Here is a 16,026-nt window from a genome sequence, read left to right as displayed (position 1 = left end):
CCCGGGGAGGGCCGCCAAAGGCGCCTTCCGGCCGCTCTTTTGGGGAGGCATCATGAACCGCACCCACCATCGCCCGCAAGCCCGCCGCCGTATGCTGCTCGCGCTCGCCGCCGGCGCGGCGCTCGCCGCCGCCTCGGTGACACCGACCACCGCGTTGGCACCGCAGGCACCATCGAATGCGCCGATCGGCAACGGCGACCTGCTCGTCAACATCGGCTCCACCGAGACGTATCTGGGCGACCTTTATCTCTTCGATAGTTCCGGCCGCAACAAGCGCCGGTTGACCAGGACCGGCGATATCCTGTCTGCGGCGTTCTCGCCCGACGGTCGTCGAATCGTGTTCGCCAAGTCGGAGACGGCCAATCCTGACGTGGGCGACCTCTACCTGATGCGCGCCGATGGCACCCGCGTGGCCCGGCTCACCAACACGCCAACCGTCAACGAGGGCTTTCCGTCCTTCTCGCGCGACGGCAGCAAGATCGCGTTCCTAGGCTATGACTTTGGCGAACGGCGCCAGTATCTGGGCTACCTGGCGCCCCGAGCCGAGGCGCCCGTCACCGAGATCCTCTCCGTGCCGTACGACGACCCGCACATCTATTGCACGGCCGCATGGCCGACGGGGCGCTTCGACAGCCCGACCTGGTCACCACTGGGTGACAGTCTGGCTGTCGCCCACAGCTGCCTCGACGAACCCAACTACACCTCCACTATCGACATTGTCGGGCTGCGCGGACGGCGACTGCACACCTCCGCGCACGTCGCCAACATGGGCGAGATCGACTTCCGGCCGGACGGCAAGAAGATCGTGTTCTCGTCCTTTGACTCGATCCAGGAGAACCCAGACCCCTTCCTCAGCGTGTTCGACCGAGAAGCCGGCACGATGACCCAGATCACGGACCCGGCCGACAAGTCGTACGACTACCCGGTCTGGTCGCCCAATGGCGCCCTGATTGCGGCGTACCGGTCGCACTGGCCCTACCCCGATCCCCCACGATACGAACTCGTGACGATCAAACCGGACGGAACCGGCGCGCGGGTCCTCGCCAGTGGGAGCGAGACGGCGCGACTGATCCCGATGGACTGGCGCGCCCGCTGAGCCTCGGCGTCACGGGAGCAGCACCTGGACGACCGCGTGGGACGTGCCGGCGAGCGCGGCGGGCGGGATGAGGCGGAAGGACAGCGGCGTGCCGGCCGGATCGGCATACTCCACCCAGGTCTCGCCCTGGTCGAAACGGACGGCTTCCGGGCGCCAGCCACGGTCCGCCGCGTCGCTGCCGAGCAGGGCCGCCGCCGCGCCCGGGCAGGCCAGCGACCGCACGGCGGCCGCGTCACCGGCACGCCAGGCCTGCAGCAAGCGGTCGGCATACCGCGACAGATCGCCGCGCGAACCCTGGGCGCGGACGGCGTCCACGGCGTGCCAGCCGCCCGGCTCGCGATCGCCGAGCAGGATCGCGATCTCGACCTGACGCCCCGAGCCGTCCCGGTAGGTGCTGTAGGTGTAGCCGAAGCCGGACTGGCTCGACACCCAGGTCCACCGGGTCCCGGTCAGCCCCTGCGCACGCAGCACACGGATGACCGCGAAGTCGCCGTAGCACCCCGCGACGAACCCATCGGCGCGGCCGACCGCGGCCATGAACCGGTTTCCGTAGGTCACCGCCGGCAGCTGCTGGACCGACCCGAACGCCTCGCTGCACACCGAATTCGTGGTTCGTTGGGTCTCCCCAGGAGTCGACGCGGCCGCCCCGGGGGCCGCCGCCAGCGCTGCCGCCGCCACCGCGGCCGACATGATCCTCAAGGCCATGATGTTCTCCTCTGCCCGCGCGCGGCCGGATGCCGCGCCTTACCGGAGGGGACGCCGCAGGGGGCGAGCGGGTTGGGGGGGCTGGCTGGATTGTGCGCTTGTGCATGGACCGGGTCACAGTTCTCGGTCCGGTTGGGGCAGAACGGAGTAGATTAGAGGCACAGCGGCCGGACATTGGCCCCGGGTCCGGCCAGAGGTTAGGAAAGCTCATGGCGCAGGACCGCAGCCTCGGCGGCGACTCCCTCCTAGAAGACGATCACGCGCTCAATATGGAAGACATGGGCGATCCCGACGAGACCAGTTGGACCGTCTGGCGCGACGGCGTGCTGCTGGGGCTCGGGACGCTTCGGGAGTTGCCCGACGGCAATGGCGAGATCACCTCGATGCGCACCCCGATGGAGCACCGCGGCCAGGGGGTCGCGACCTTCGTGCTGCGCAAACTGCTCGACGAGGCCCGCGAGCGCGGCTACCGTCGGGTCAGCCTGCAAACGGGCGACACCGAGGCGTTCGCGACCGCACGCCGGTTGTATGCCCGGCACGGTTTCGTCGAGTGCGGGCCGTTCGCCGACTGGGAGAGCCGGCCGCGGAAGCGTCTTCATGACGCTCGATCTGACCGCGCTCGGCTCCGGCAGCGGCTGAAGCCCTCAGGCGATCAGGTCGGCCGGGCGGATCGTGACCGGGTAGGGAAGCTCATAAGTCACTGCCTCATCCTGCGCAGCGGACCCCACCTCGACATACCCGCCGTCGCGCAAGTCCCAGGCGATGATGCTCGGCACATCCGGATCGACAACCCAATACGACGGGCACCCGGCAGCCTCCAGCCGGGAGCGCTTCAGCAGCAGATCGATCCGCCGCGTGCTCGGCGAAAGAATCTCGACCGCGAGCACCGGAGCGGTCGGCAGATTGCGCTCAGTCAGATCGGCAACCCGCACCACGACGACATCCGGCTGAAGCACGGTGTCCTGCGCCAATACCACATCGAACGGGGCGTGCAAGATCTCATAACCCTCGGGCAGACCCGGCAGCAGGGCAACCCCAAGCCGGAAGGAAGCACGCTGGTGGCGTGTCACCGGTGCCGGGGTCACGATCAGGGCCCCGTCGATAAGTTCATAGCGGTGCCCGTCATCGGGCGTGCTCTCCAGGTCGGCAACTGTCAGCGGCCGGCTCCTGGGTAAGGCGGTCATAGCAGTCATGGTCCCTCCTCTTGCCGTCCGGTGTCATCCCATCAGCCTGGCAGAAGGCCCCGACAGTGGGCGGCCTCGGGTGGCCCGCCGCCTGCGCCCCGGGGCGCTGAGCGGACGTCGGACTCCTCAGTCGCGGGTCAGCTTGCGATAGGTAACCCGGTGCGGCCGGGCGGCCTCCTCGCCGAGTCGTTCGACCTTGTTCTTCTCGTAGGCCTCGAAGTTCCCCTCGAACCAGTACCACTTGGCCGGATCGTCCTCGTCGCCCTCGTAGGCGAGCAGGTGGGTGGCGACCCGGTCGAGGAACCAGCGGTCGTGGGAGATCACGACGGCGCAGCCGGGGAAGTCGAGCAGCGCGTTTTCGAGTGAGCCGAGCGTCTCGACGTCGAGGTCGTTGGTCGGCTCGTCGAGCAGCAGCAGGTTGCCGCCCTGTTTGAGGGTCAGCGCGAGGTTGAGCCGGTTGCGCTCCCCACCAGAGAGCACGCCGGCGCGCTTTTGCTGGTCGGGCCCCTTGAAGCCGAACTGGGAGACATAGGCGCGCGACGGGATCTCGACATTGCCGACCTTGATGTGGTCGAGCCCGTCGGAGACCACCTCCCAGACGTTCTTGCCGGGGTCGAGGCCGGCGCGGGACTGATCGACATACGAGATCTTCACGGTGTTGCCGACCTTGACCAAGCCGGCGTCGGGCTGCTCCAGCCCGACGATCGTCTTGAACAGCGTGGTCTTGCCGACGCCGTTGGGACCGATGACTCCGACGATGCCGTTGCGGGGCAAGGTGAAGGAGAGGTTGTCGATGAGCACCCGCTCGCCGAATCCCTTGCGCAGCTTGGCGACCTCGATGACCTGGGAGCCCAGCCGCGGGCCCGGTGGGATCGCGATCTCCTCGAAGTCGAGCTTGCGGGTCCGCTCGGCCTCGGCGGCCATCTCCTCATACCGCTGCAGTCGCGCCTTGGACTTGGCCTGGCGGCCCTTGGCGTTGGAGCGCACCCACTCCAATTCGTCGGCGAGCCGCTTGGCGAGCTTGGCGTCCTTGCGGCCCTGGACCTCCAGGCGGGCGCGCTTCTTCTCCAGATAGGTCGAGTAGTTGCCCTCGTAGGGATAGGCGCGGCCGCGGTCGAGTTCGAGGATCCACTCGGCGACGTTGTCCATGAAGTAGCGGTCGTGGGTGACGGCAACGACACAGCCCGCGTATGCCGCGAGGTGCTGCTCCAGCCAGAGCACGGACTCGGCGTCGAGATGGTTGGTCGGCTCGTCGAGCAGCAGCAGGTCGGGCTTTTGCAGCAGCAGTTTGCACAACGCCACCCGGCGCTTCTCGCCACCGGACAGGACCGACACATCGGCGTCCGGCGGCGGGCAGCGCAGCGCGTCCATTGCCTGCTCGAGCTGGGAGTCGAGATCCCAGGCGTCGGCGGCGTCAATCTTTTCCTGCAGCTGGCCCATCTCGGCCATGAGGGCGTCGACGTCGGCGTCGGGATCGGCCATCTGCTCGGAGATCTCGTTGTAGCGGTCGAGGGCCTGCTTGATCTCCCCCGCACCCTCCTCGACGTTGCCGAGAACGGTTTTGGTCTCATCGAGTTGCGGCTCCTGCATCAGGATGCCGACGCTGTAGCCGGGGGTCAGCCGGGCCTCGCCGTTGGATGCCTGCTCCAGCCCGGCCATGATCTTCAGGACGGTCGACTTGCCGGCGCCGTTGGGCCCGACGACCCCGATCTTGGCGCCGGGGAGGAAGGACAGCGTGACGTCGTCGAGGATGACCTTGTCCCCGTGCGCCTTGCGGGCGCGCGAGAAGACATAGATGAACTCAGGCATAACCGCAAGGCTAGTCGGGCCGCCCCGTGGCACCGAAATCCACAGGCTGACCGGGCGAGGTCCGACAGCTTTCCACAGGCGCGAGAAGTCATGCTGGCCAAATCCGGCCCACCGGCCCACGATGGAGGCGGCCCGGCTGGGACGGTCCCATCCGGGAATCCACGACGATGAGGTGGGGGAATGAACGAGTCCTATCTGACGGTGTCCGGCAACCTGTCGACCCAACCCGAGGGGCACACGGCAACCAATGGGGCGCCCTTCGCGACCTTCCGGATGGCCTCGAACGAGCGGTATCGCGACGCCGACGGCCGCTACGTCGACAGCCATACGAACTTCTACAAGATCCGGGTCTGGAACCGGCTCGCGCAGAACGTCCTGGCGTCGTTGAAGAAGGGCGACCCGGTTGTCGTCCACGGCAAGCTGCGGGTCAAGGAATTCACCCGCAAGGACGGCATACCCGGTCTGGCGATCGAGATCGACGGATATAGCGTCGGCCACAATCTCGTGCAGGGCACCACGACCTACACCAAGGGGCCACGGCAGGTCGTCATCGAGGGCGATCGGTGGAGCGATCCGGCGGTCAACCGGGAGCGGGAGAACGACTGGGGTGCTCCCGACATCGAGCCGATCGACGAGGACGGCTACCACGAGTTCGACCCCTTCGCCGATGCCGACGCACTCGGTGACGCCGACGCCGACAGCGCCGCCACTGGGGATCCGGGCCGCGGGCTCGCCGTCGTGTAGGTCGCGGTGCCCCGGCTAGGTTCGGGCCGCGTCCAGGCGCTCGCGGGTCGCGCGGTGGCGTGCCAAGACCGCCCGGACCGGGTCGAGGATGACGGCGGCGACGACCTGCTCGATGGCCGCGTGCAGCCGGCGCTCGGCGCGGCGGGCGTGGCGGCGGGCGCCGACGCCAGCCAGCCACCGCGACAGCAGCGCGAGCAGCCACCCGAGGAGCAGGCCCCCGGCGAGCAGCACGAACGGCAGCGCGAACGGGCCGAGGTGAGGCAGCGGCAGGTCGGGCAGTTGCAACCAGCCGAAGGCCATGATGACCAGCAGCCAGATCAGGCCGGCGACCACGGCCAGCGCACCGAGGAACTGCAGGAACCGGAAGACCGCCCACCACAGTGGCCGGTGTCCCCGCAGCGGGGTCGTCATGATCGCCTGGTCGAGATCGTCGGCGAGACGGTCCTGGCGGGGAAGCGCGGCCGCGGCGATCGTCTCGGCCCACCGTCGCGGCAGGCCGGCGGCTGCGGTGTCGGCCAGGCGTCGCGCCGCCAAGTCGACGGCGGCCCGGGCGGCCGGCGTGGCCACCGGGAGCGAGGAGCGGCCGACACTGCGCCGGATGTCCGCGTCGGTGATCTCGGCCGGTGGCCGCTCCCCGGGCTCCAGGCGCAGCCGGCGCAGCGGGGCGGGACGCAGTTTGACCAGCCACCGGGTGAACGGCCAGCCGGTCGCCGCGATCGCTTCGCGCCGGTAGTCACGGGCGACGGCGTCGACGACCGCGGGGATGCCGGCGGCGCGCCCGAGGGCGTCGATGAGGGCTCGGGTGGTCTCCTCCGAGACACCGACCTCGCTGTCGGCGACGTCGGTGCGCAGCTGATCGGCGCTGGTGCGCACGTCGGCATCCAGCCGGGTGCGGGCGGCGTTCGCGCCTTCGACCGCCGCGGCGAGCCGGGCGCGCAGTTCGGGGACGCCGAGTTTGGTCCGGGCCGAGGTCGCGAGCACCTGCGCCTTGACCAGGCCGTCTCGCTCCAGCAGCCGCTTGAGGTCGGCGAGGCATTGCGCCAATTGCGACTCGGTGAGCCGGTCGGCCTGGTTGAGCACGACCAGCGTGACCGCGTCGTAGTGCCGCATCGCCGCGACATAGTCGTCGTGCAGGCGGGCGTCGGCATATTTTTGCGGATCGGTCACCCAGACGAAGACGTCGACCCGCTCCAGGACGCGCTCGGCCTCGGCGCGGTTGGCGCTTTCGCGGGAGTCGAAGTCCGGCAGATCGAGCAGCACCAAGCCCTCGAGCGGCGAGCCGGCGTCGTCGGCGACGTGATGCCGGGCGCCGACCTCGAGCCAGTCGAGCAGGTCACCGGCGGGCTCGGCGCCCCAGATCGCCGCGGTGGGTGTCGATGTCGTGGGCCGCCGAGCGCCGATCGTGGCGATGTTGGCGCCGACGACGGCGTTGAACAGCGAGGACTTGCCGCTGCCCGTGGCGCCGGCGAAGGCGACCACCGTGTGCGACGCCGAGTGGCGGCCCCGCTCGGTGACCTTGGTCAACACCGCCCTGGCCTCGCCGGCCTTGGTGGGGTCGAGATCGCCTCCCCCGCTCTGCAGGGCCTGATCGAGGGCGTCTGCGTGGGCGCGCAGGCTCTCCGCGGTGACCGTGGACGCGCCGCCGCGGCCGAACTTCAACGGGCTCATCGCACCGCCTGGACCCGGTCGAGCGCCCGGGAGAGGCGGTCGGCCTGATCGGCCGGGACGTGGACCGACCCGATGGCCGCGGCATACCGCTGCGCCTCGGCGGTGATGAGCGCATCGACGTGACCGCGCAGCGCCTCCCGCGCCCTGGTCGCCATCGTCCGGACGGCCTGGTCGCCAAAGATCGCCTCGAGCACCCGCTGGGCCAAGACCGCAGTGCCGCCGGCGATGCCGACCTCGGCGCCGCTCAGCCCGGCGGTGTGGGTGAAGGTGACAAGCATCAAGAACACGCCGACCCCGTTGATCCCGTATGCCGCGATCCGGGCGTTGGTGCGCCGCTCGCCGCCCTCGGCCCGCACCAGGTCGAGCACCTCGCCCTGCCACGCGCGGACGGCACGGTCGACGTCGGCGGCAAACCCCGTGGACGCGCGGGCCAGCTCGGGGTGCAGGCCGAGGATTTCCTCGCCTGCGGGCAGGCCGCGCCAGGTGCGGGCGATCTCGATCGCCGCGCTGTCCGCGTTGGCCTCGATCAGCTGAGCCACCCCGGTCTGCAGAGCGTCGTCGACCGCCTCGGCCTTCTGCGCCGAGCCCCGCCCGGTCAGGGCATCGGTGATCCGGTCCCGGATGCGGGAGACGCCGGCCTCGACCTTCTTGAAGAACTCGCCGGTGCCGACATAGTCCTGCCAGCGGGCGAGCACCTCGCCGCGCAGCAGGCGCCCATCGGACATCCCATCCTCGATGCCGGTGCCTGCCTGCCGGTAGGAGCGGTCGACGACCTCTTGCAGCTCGGCGACGACGCGTTGCTGGGTGCGGCTGGCCGAAACCAGCTCCTCGGAGCGCTCGTCGAGGGAGGCCAATGCCCCGTCGAGGGTTTGTCGCACGACGCTCTCCCGGGCGCCGGCGTCGGCAGCCAGATCGCTCAGCCAGGACCGCAGCCGGGCGATATCGGTCTCGGGCAGCAGCCCGCGCTCGTCGAGCGTGGTCTCCGGGATCGGGAAGACCGGCGCCGTGCCGAGACCCTGCTCGCGCAGCATCTCCACGAAATGCGGCCGCACCTCGCCCATCACCTCCGGGGGGACGCGGTCCAAGACGATCGCGACCGCCGTCCCGCGATCGGAGGCCTGGCGCAACAGCTCCCACGGGACGGCATCGGCATACCGGGCGGCAGTCGTGACAAAGAGCCAGAGGTCGGCGGCGGCGAGCAGTTGGCGCGCCAGGCCGCGGTTGGCCGCGACCACCGAGTCGATGTCGGGGGCATCGAGCAACGCCAGCCCGGGCGGCAGCTCACTCGAGTCGACCAGGCGGACGGTCTCGCCGGCATCGTCGTGCGGCTGCGGTCCGGTGACCCGGGCCAGACCGGGCAGGATCCGGGTATCGGTGAACCAGTGCGCGTCCTGGGGGTGATGGACGAGCACCGGGCTGGTCGTCGTCGGCCGGATCACGCCCGAGGCGCTGACCTCGCGGCGCAGGATCGAGTTGACCAGCGTCGACTTGCCCGCGCCCGTCGACCCGCCGATGACCGCGAGCAGCGGCGCGTCAATCGAGGACAGCCTGGGGATCACGTAGTCGTCGAGCTGGCGCAGCAGCGCGGCGCGATTGTCCTTGGCGGCGGCGGTGCTGGGCAGATCCAGCGGCAGCGTCGAGGCGGCCACGACCTCACGGAAGCCTCGGACGGCGGCGAGCAGCTGGGCGCTGTCGGCTCGCTCGTCGCTCACATGCGCACCTTATGGCACCAGGTGCCCTTCACCCGGCCTTACCGGGCTGCCTCACCACGCGGCGTTCCACACATCCCGGCCGAAGCGGGGCAGGGCGGGCTTGGCGGCATACCCGAGGTAGGGCACGGTGAAGATGTCCTGCGTTGAGGCGAGCAGCGAGTAGTGGTTGTAGTCCCGCGTGGTCGCTGTGCCCGGGCGGGCGAAGCGGGAGATGACCAACGCGCCGATGCGGCCACCGCCGAGGCCGTCGATGCCCGGCAGCGGCGCGTTCGGGGCGGGGCCCTCGCCGCAGCACGCCGTGGAGTCGCGGGTCTCGGCCTCGTCGGCGGTGATGACCAATGCCCCGTCCTGCTTGAACGCCGGCGAGTCCAGAATCTTGGGCACCCAGGCCTTCATCCACTTGTCGATCTGCGGCAGCCCACCTGCTCTCCCGTCAACACACGGGATGTCGTGGCCGTCGTTGCACAGGTCGGGAGAGATATAGACGTAGTTGGGCGTCGTCGCGACGCTGCGCAGGTCAGTGGTCAGCCGACTCAGGTCGACGACATTCTTCTCGCAGCTGGGCGAGTCGATGATCGAGCGGAAGTAGACGAACGGGTTATGCCGCGCGGCATACTGATCGCCGACCTCCGCGTGCTGGGTGTCGTCCTTGGCCCCGATGGCCGGGTGCCGGCACGGCGTGCCCATGTCCTGCATGTAGCCCTTCCACCGCAGTCCCTTGGCCTGCAGTTGCCCGGGCAGATGCTTGACCTGCGCGGGGAAGACACACCCCGAGCCGACATACTGGCCATACGCCGCCGTCCCGGTGACCTTGAACGGCGAGTAGACGACGCAGCCGTACTGCATCTTGCGGTTGGGGCCCTGCCCGGAGATCTGGGCGATGTAGTTGGGCTGGCTGTTGTGGGCGGTGCCGTAGTAGTCGCTCAACAGCACCCCCTTGCTGCGCAGGGTGCGGGCGAGGTAGGGCGCCTTGGACGTCGGGCCCCACGTCTTGGCGTAGCCCTTGTTCTCGATGTTGATGATGAACAGGTGCTTGATCGGGGGGGCCGCTGCGGCCGGGTTGGCCGCGGGTGCGTCCACCCGGGCGTTCGCTGCCCCGGCCCCGCCCACGGCGATCCCTGCCGTCGCCACTGCGGCGACGCCCAGCCACCTTCGAGCACGCATGTCGACCTCCGCCGTCGGGCCCGGTCCATCGCCTGCTTTGGCGAGGCAATCCCGGGCAAGCCGAATCCTAGCGTTCGTTCTCAGCGCGTTTCGGCTGGCGGGCTTGCCGCGCTGCCGGGCCGCCGGACGTGATCGGCGATGGTGAGCACGACCGCCAGCACAATGACCAGGCCACCAGCGAGGACCCGGCCGCTGAGCTGTTCACCGGCGATGGCCGCGCCGAGCGAGACCGCAACCACCGGGTTGACGAAGGTGTGGGTCGCGATGAGGTTGAGCGGGGCCCGCCCGAGCAACCAGGAATAGCACGTGAAACCGACGATCGATCCGACGACGATGAGGTAGCCCAGCGCCGCAACCGACACCGGCTCGACCCGGGAGGGCAACCGCTCACCGCGCACGACAGCGCAGAAGAGCAAGAACACCCCCGCGGCGAGCATCTGGTAGCTGGCGGTGGCGATCGGGTTTTCCGGCCGGAGCAGGCGTGGCTGCAGCCACGAGCCCAACGCCCAGGTCAGGCAGCCCAGCAGCACGGCGAGGACGCCCGTCGTCGGGAGCGCCGCACCTGAACCGCCGCCGACGAGGATCGCCATACCGATGACGCCGAGCGCGATCGCTCCCATCGACCACGGGCTCGGGCGGTTGCCCTCGAACAGCCCCAGAGCCACCACGAACATCGGCACGGTCGCGACGATCAAGGCGGTGGTCCCGGAGGGGACGCCGAGCAGTTGCCCGATCGCGTTGCCGCCGTTGCCGAACCCGAGCAGCAGCACCCCCAAGGTGGCGACGTTAACCTCGTGCACGCTCCCCAGCGCGATCGCGCCGCGCCCGTCGCGCCAGCCGACCCAGACGAGCATCAGTGCCCCGGCGATGAGGAAGCGAACTGCCATCGAGCCCAATGGTGGAAAGCCCTGGATGGTCAGCTTGATGCCGACAAAGATCGAGCCCCACGCGGCGTAGACCACGGCGAGCGCCAGCCAGACCCCGCCGGTGAGCGGCGCTCCAGTGGCTCGAGGAGTCGTCACAACGAGTCATCATCGCGCCCGTTGCGACTGCGGCAGGTCGAGCGGCCCGGCCTCGGGTGTGGAGTCCTCCAGTTACCGCCGGGCCGGCCCGGCTCTGCGCCCCCGGCAGGACTCGAACCTGCGACCTCGGGATTAGAAGGCCCTTGCTCTATCCACCTGAGCTACGGAGGCAACGCAGAGAGTGTATGCACGGCGGGGTCAGCGCGGGTCGGCCAGCCGCCGGATGGCGAGTTCGGCAAGCAGGACCGCCTGGTCGGGCAGGACGACGTCGTCGAAGTGCGCCCGGGGCGAGTGGTTGTCGGGCGCGCTCGCCGGGTCCTCGGCCGGGCAGGCGGAGAGGAAGACGTATGCCGAGGGCACCCGCTGCGCGACGAACGCGAAGTCTTCGGCCCCGGCCTCGGGATGGGCCATCTCGGTATGCCGCTGCGCGCCGAAAATGTCCTCGACGGTCGCCCGCAGGAAGGCGTATTCGGTGTCATCGTTGACCGTCACCGGGTAGCCCATCAGCGTTGTGACCTCGGCGCTCAGCCCGTGGGCGGCACTGATGCCGTCCGCGACCCGGCGGATCGCCTCGTGCACCCGGTCGCGGTTGGCGGTGGAGAAGGTTCGCACGGTCAGCTCGATCCTCGCGTCGTCGGGGATGATGTTGTCCTTGGTTCCCCCGGCGATTTTGCCGACGGTCACGACCATCGGGTCCATCGCGTCGAACTGGCGGGTCACCATCAGCTGCAACGCGAGCACGATCTCGCACGCGACCGGCACCGGGTCCTTGGCCAGGTGCGGCTGGGAGCCGTGGCCGCCCTCCCCCACGACTCGGATCACGCACTCGTCGGCCGCGGCCATCATCGGCCCGGGCCGGCCATACCACGTTCCCAGCGGATGGCCCGCCGAGCCGACATGCAGCGCGTATGCCGCCACGACCGGCGAGCCCGCCGCCTCCAGGAGGCCCTCGTCGAGCATCACCACGGCCCCGCCCGGGCCCTCCTCCCCGGGCTGGAACATGAACACGACGTCGCCGGCGAGTTCGTCTCGGCGAGCGCGCAGCAGGTGGGCCGCGCCGACGAGCCCGGCGACGTGCAGGTCGTGCCCGCACGCGTGCATGACCCCGTCACGTTCGGAGGCATAGTCGACGTCGAGCCGCTCAGCCAGCGGCAGCGCGTCCATGTCGCCGCGCAGCAGCACCGCCCGTCGCCGCTCCCCGTCGGGCGCGGCGCCGCCGCGCAGCACCGCGACGACCGAGCTGAGTTCCCGCCCCAGGGTGATCTCCAGATCCAATCCGGCGAGCGCATCGACGATCCGCTGCTGGGTCGCGGGCAGGTGCATCCCGATCTCCGGGTCGCGGTGGATTGCCCGGCGCAGGGCGATCAGGGCGCTCGCCAGGGCGCCGGGGACGCCGGCCGGCGGGCAGTGGGCGGGGGCGGTCACGGCAGGGTCCTTTCGTTGCTTCCCGAGGCGTCGGGCTCAGCGCGCCGGCGTTCCGACAAACGCCCGGCGGGCCACGGTCATGGTGTCGAGCAGTCGGCGCTCGGCCTGCAGGGCGTGGTCGTCGGCCGCGTGGTGATACATCCGCTGGCGCAGCAGCGCCAGCTCCGAGGCGGCGTCCTGGAACTCTCGCATCGCCGCCAATCCCGGGCGGCCGGAGTTGGTCTTGGCCCACATCCGCGCCTCCCGTCGATGGCCCATGTGGGCGAGCATCGCAACCTCGCTCGGGCTGAGCCAGCCGGCGTCGGCATACGGGCTCAGATGGCGGCCGATGGCCCGGCCCTCGCGGCGGCGGGTCCAGATGATCAGGCAGACAAAGCCGAGGAAAATGGGCACGCCCACGATGAAATAGCCGACGAGCAGCCCCGCGCCGCCGGTGACGGCCGACAGATTCCACAGGCCGTGGGCAGTGACCGCAAGCAGCCAGCCCACGACCGGCGCGAACACCCGAACGCCCGCGGACCGGGCGCTCGCGGCGATGCCGACGCCGATGCCGGTCAGGATCGTGAACATCGGGTGGGCAAAGGGAGAGAGCAGCCCGCGCCCGACGAAGGTCGCCGCGAGCATTTGGCTGCCGCCCTCGAGATAGGCCTGACCCAGATACTGGATGTTTTCGGTGAACGCGAACCCGGCGGCGGTGATCCCGGCATAAACCATCCCGTCGGTCAGCCCGTCGAACTCGCGCCGCCGCAGCCGCCAAACGAGCAGCACGAGGACACCCTTGAGGCTCTCTTCGACCACGGGTGCGACAACAACGGCTGTCGTCAGCATCGCCGACGAGGCGTCGGTCGAGGCCTGGATGACGAGCATTGCGCCGGTGTTGAACAGGCCGGCGAGCAGGGCCGCGACCAGGGCGCCCCACAGGAAGGCGGTGACCAGGTATTTCGTCGGTTCGGCTTCGAAACGGTCGAGCCACAAGAAGGTCGGGACGACGACGCCGAGCGGGATCGCCGCGAGCACGAGCCCGAAGAAGGCCGTGACCACCCCGAGAGACGCCCCGAAGTATGCGGTCAGGGCGAGCGTCGCGATCGCGAAGCCGGTCACGACGACACCGGTCAGCAACCAGCTGCGGATGCCGGTGCGGCTGGTCGGGCGCACCGGACCGGGGTCATAGGCGGGGTCGTATGGAGCTGGCGAGCCCGCGGCATACGGACCGGGCGGCGTGGAGCCGGTCGGAACGGCGGGTTGGCTCGGCCAGGACATGATGAGCAGGCTAGTCGAGGGGCCGGGGCTAGGGTGGGCGACGTGACCGAACCCGTCGCCTCCACCGCACCCGATCGCGCCAGCAAGGATCGGATCGTCTGGATCGACTGCGAGATGACCGGGCTCTCGTTGGTATCCGACGCGCTCATCGAGGTTGCCGCCCTGGTCACCGACTTCGACCTCAATCAGCTCGGTGAGGGCGTCGACCTGGTCATCGCTCCCCCGCCCGAGGCCCTGGCGCAGATGAGCGACGTCGTCCGGCAGATGCACACGACTTCCGGCCTGCTCGATGCCCTCGCCGAGGGAGTGACGCTGCCGGCGGCGTCCGCGGCGGTCCTCGACTACGTCAAGGCCTGGGTGCCCGAGCCGCGCAAGGCGCCGCTGGGTGGCAACACGGTCGCCACCGACCGGGGCTTCCTCGCCCGGGACATGCCCGACCTCGACGACTGGCTGCACTACCGGATCATCGACGTCTCGTCGATCAAGGAGTTGGCGCGCCGGTGGTATCCCCGGGCCTACTTCAGCGCCCCGCCCAAGTGCGGTGGGCACCGGGCGTTGGCCGACATCCGCGAGTCGATCAAGGAGTTGCGCTACTACCGGGAGGCGGTCTTTGTGGCTCAGCCGGGGCCGGACACGCCAACCGCCCGGGCGATTGCCGCCCGGCATGCGTCGGTGGGGTGAGCGACGGGGCTCGAACCCGCGACATCCTGGACCACAACCAGGTGCTCTACCAGCTGAGCTACGCCCACCATGCGGGCCGGACGTGGCGTCTTGCCGAAGGCGGCCCCGTGCGCCATCAGGGACTCGAACCCCGAACCCGCTGATTAAGAGTCAGCTGCTCTGCCAATTGAGCTAATGGCGCGCGAGGGGAGACATTAGCACCCCAGCCGGGGGCCGCCCTAATCGAATCGGCCGTGGCCACCGTGGCTGCCGCGAGCCTTGCGGCCGCGTCGCGCGATCAGCGCGAGCACGGTCACCAGGGCGAGGATCGACAGGATGAGGATCAGCCACAGCGTGGTGATCGCCCGGGCGCGCGGGGAGACCTCCGACGCGGGCGCCGCGGCGCTGGTGGCGGTCGCGGACGGGGTCGCTGCGCTCGGGGCTGAGGTCGCCGAGGAGGGTGGCGCAGTCGCCGAGTCGGTCGCGAGTCGCCGAGCCGGTCGGGGCGCTCGATTCGCCGGCGGGGGCCACGTCGTCGGGGATCGTGAAGGAGTAGGCGTCGGAGATCGGGTGGCCGTCGGCGCTGGTGACCTTGAACCGGACGAGGTAGCTGCCCGCGGCGAGATCCGGGCGCAACGGCTGGGTGACCGACTCGCCGGACACCTTCGGTTCGCCGTCGGTCATCGCCAGGCCCTCGCCGTCGGTGACGCTCACCTGCGCCAGTCCCGCGGCGACCTGCTCGTTGAACCGCAGCACGACCTGGGTCGGCACCGCGCTGACCCGCTCGTCGGCAGCCGGGTCGCTGGAGACGAGCGCGGCGTGTGCCTGCGCCGGCGGGGCAGCGGCGAGGGCGAGGGCGGCGGCGAGAGCGAGCAGGGACAGGACAAGCGCGGGCAGGACGCGGGCGCGTGGGTAGCCGCGAAACGAGTCGGTGAGGGGCACGCTCTCATTGTGTCCTCAAGCTGTTTGTGTCCTCGAGACGGCCCTGGCCGGGCAAGTGCCCCGACGGGCCCGGGTGGACCGCCCGCCGGTTATCGTGACCCGGTGAACCTGCTCTCGTTCTCCGGTCTGGAGTCACTCCCGGTTGCCGGCGCACACCGATCTGCTCGCGCCGCCGGTCGCAGCCGTGCTGGCCGAGGACCCTGCCCTCGCCTCCGGCTGGCCGTGGTCGCGATCGACCCAGGGCTGGCCGACACCGAGGCGCTGACCACGGCATACGACCTGCCGCTGGCGGCCAGCGCCAACTGCGTCGTGATCTCCGGGCGCCGCGACGGTCAGGAGCGGGTGGCGGCGTGCGTGGTCGCCGCCGACACGCGCGCCGACGTCAACAACCTGGCCAAGCGCCGACTGGACGTGCGCAAGGCCTCCTTCCACCCGATGGACCGGGCCGTCGCCGAGACCGGGATGGAGTATGGCGGGATCACCCCGATCGGCCTGCCCGACGGGTGGCGGCTCTTCGTCGACGAGCGTCTGCTGGCGCAGGAGCAGGCGATCATCGGCAGTGGCCTGCGCCGCTAGCAAGATCCTCCTGCCCGGTGCCGCGTTCGCCGACATTGCCCGGCGCGGAGATCGTCCCC

The 16,026-nt window shown here is 70.2% G+C and carries 14 protein-coding genes, 3 tRNA genes and 1 pseudogene; 5 read left to right on the top strand and 13 right to left on the bottom strand.

Going from position 1 to position 16,026, the window contains the following annotated elements:
- Positions 1–91: 91 nt before the first annotated feature.
- The gene (locus V9G19_RS17380; protein WP_462286679.1) at positions 92–1,096 is read left to right on the top strand and encodes a TolB family protein; all 1,005 of its coding nucleotides are present in this window, start codon (positions 92–94) and stop codon (positions 1,094–1,096) included.
- Between the two features lie 9 nt (positions 1,097–1,105).
- On the opposite strand, the gene V9G19_RS17375 is transcribed toward V9G19_RS17380, so the two are convergent.
- A complete protein-coding gene (locus V9G19_RS17375; RefSeq protein WP_462286678.1) occupies positions 1,106–1,801 on the bottom strand; it encodes a hypothetical protein in 696 nt (231 codons plus the stop codon).
- A 29-nt stretch (positions 1,802–1,830) separates the two neighbouring features.
- Here V9G19_RS17375 and V9G19_RS17370 point away from each other — a divergent pair.
- Positions 1,831–2,292 (top strand): annotated as a pseudogene (locus V9G19_RS17370) (GNAT family N-acetyltransferase); the annotation flags it as partial.
- Between the two features lie 153 nt (positions 2,293–2,445).
- Here the strand turns inward: V9G19_RS17370 and V9G19_RS17365 are convergent.
- A complete protein-coding gene (locus V9G19_RS17365; protein WP_462286677.1) occupies positions 2,446–2,994 on the bottom strand; it encodes a Uma2 family endonuclease in 549 nt (182 codons plus the stop codon).
- Between the two features lie 117 nt (positions 2,995–3,111).
- Positions 3,112–4,794 (bottom strand): energy-dependent translational throttle protein EttA, encoded by a 1,683-nt coding sequence (gene ettA / locus V9G19_RS17360; RefSeq protein WP_462286676.1) that lies wholly within the window; start codon positions 4,792–4,794, stop codon positions 3,112–3,114.
- Positions 4,795–4,974: 180 nt separating this feature from the next.
- On the opposite strand from ettA, the gene V9G19_RS17355 reads away from it, so the two are divergent.
- A complete protein-coding gene (locus V9G19_RS17355; RefSeq protein ID WP_462286675.1) occupies positions 4,975–5,538 on the top strand; it encodes a single-stranded DNA-binding protein in 564 nt (187 codons plus the stop codon).
- 15 nt (positions 5,539–5,553) lie between these two features.
- Here V9G19_RS17355 and V9G19_RS17350 read toward each other — a convergent pair whose 3' ends face one another.
- From V9G19_RS17350 to V9G19_RS17320, 7 genes are all read right to left on the bottom strand, one after another.
- Positions 5,554–7,206: a GTPase gene (locus tag V9G19_RS17350; protein WP_462286674.1), complete on the bottom strand. Its 1,653-nt coding sequence runs from the start codon at positions 7,204–7,206 to the stop codon at positions 5,554–5,556.
- The gene (locus V9G19_RS17345; protein WP_462286673.1) at positions 7,203–8,918 is read right to left on the bottom strand and encodes a GTPase family protein; all 1,716 of its coding nucleotides are present in this window, start codon (positions 8,916–8,918) and stop codon (positions 7,203–7,205) included. The genes V9G19_RS17350 and V9G19_RS17345 overlap by 4 nt, the downstream gene beginning before the upstream one ends.
- A gap of 51 nt (positions 8,919–8,969) precedes the next feature.
- Positions 8,970–10,082 (bottom strand): alkaline phosphatase family protein, encoded by a 1,113-nt coding sequence (locus V9G19_RS17340; RefSeq protein ID WP_462286672.1) that lies wholly within the window; start codon positions 10,080–10,082, stop codon positions 8,970–8,972.
- Between the two features lie 80 nt (positions 10,083–10,162).
- The gene (locus V9G19_RS17335; RefSeq protein WP_462286671.1) at positions 10,163–11,104 is read right to left on the bottom strand and encodes an EamA family transporter; all 942 of its coding nucleotides are present in this window, start codon (positions 11,102–11,104) and stop codon (positions 10,163–10,165) included.
- Between the two features lie 97 nt (positions 11,105–11,201).
- Positions 11,202–11,275: transfer RNA gene (locus tag V9G19_RS17330), tRNA-Arg, on the bottom strand.
- A gap of 27 nt (positions 11,276–11,302) precedes the next feature.
- A complete protein-coding gene (locus V9G19_RS17325) occupies positions 11,303–12,529 on the bottom strand; it encodes a M20 metallopeptidase family protein (protein ID WP_462286670.1) in 1,227 nt (408 codons plus the stop codon).
- A 36-nt stretch (positions 12,530–12,565) separates the two neighbouring features.
- Positions 12,566–13,789, bottom strand: coding sequence for a PrsW family intramembrane metalloprotease (locus tag V9G19_RS17320; RefSeq protein WP_462286669.1), 1,224 nt, complete (start codon positions 13,787–13,789; stop codon positions 12,566–12,568).
- Positions 13,790–13,831: 42 nt separating this feature from the next.
- Between V9G19_RS17320 and orn the strand changes: the two genes are divergently transcribed.
- Positions 13,832–14,470 carry an oligoribonuclease gene (gene orn / locus V9G19_RS17315; protein ID WP_462286668.1) on the top strand — a complete coding sequence of 213 codons (639 nt, stop codon included), beginning with the start codon at positions 13,832–13,834 and terminating at the stop codon, positions 14,468–14,470.
- Here the strand turns inward: orn and V9G19_RS17310 are convergent.
- The 3 genes from V9G19_RS17310 to V9G19_RS17300 form a co-directional block, all read right to left on the bottom strand.
- Positions 14,463–14,538, bottom strand: a tRNA-His gene (locus V9G19_RS17310). The genes orn and V9G19_RS17310 overlap by 8 nt on opposite strands.
- A gap of 40 nt (positions 14,539–14,578) precedes the next feature.
- Positions 14,579–14,651, bottom strand: a tRNA-Lys gene (locus tag V9G19_RS17305).
- Entirely contained in the window at positions 14,642–15,391 is a 750-nt protein-coding gene (locus V9G19_RS17300; RefSeq protein WP_462286667.1) for a copper resistance CopC family protein, read from the bottom strand. The genes V9G19_RS17305 and V9G19_RS17300 overlap by 10 nt, the downstream gene beginning before the upstream one ends.
- 222 nt (positions 15,392–15,613) lie before the next feature.
- On the opposite strand from V9G19_RS17300, the gene V9G19_RS17295 reads away from it, so the two are divergent.
- A complete protein-coding gene (locus V9G19_RS17295) occupies positions 15,614–15,967 on the top strand; it encodes a YbaK/EbsC family protein (protein WP_462286666.1) in 354 nt (117 codons plus the stop codon).
- Positions 15,968–16,026 lie beyond the last annotated feature (59 nt).

The organism is Nostocoides sp., assembly GCF_037045025.1.
Taxonomy (GTDB): domain Bacteria; phylum Actinomycetota; class Actinomycetes; order Actinomycetales; family Dermatophilaceae; genus Nostocoides_A.
Note: the sequence above shows the minus strand (reverse complement) of the source record. Positions and strands in the feature narration are given on the sequence as shown.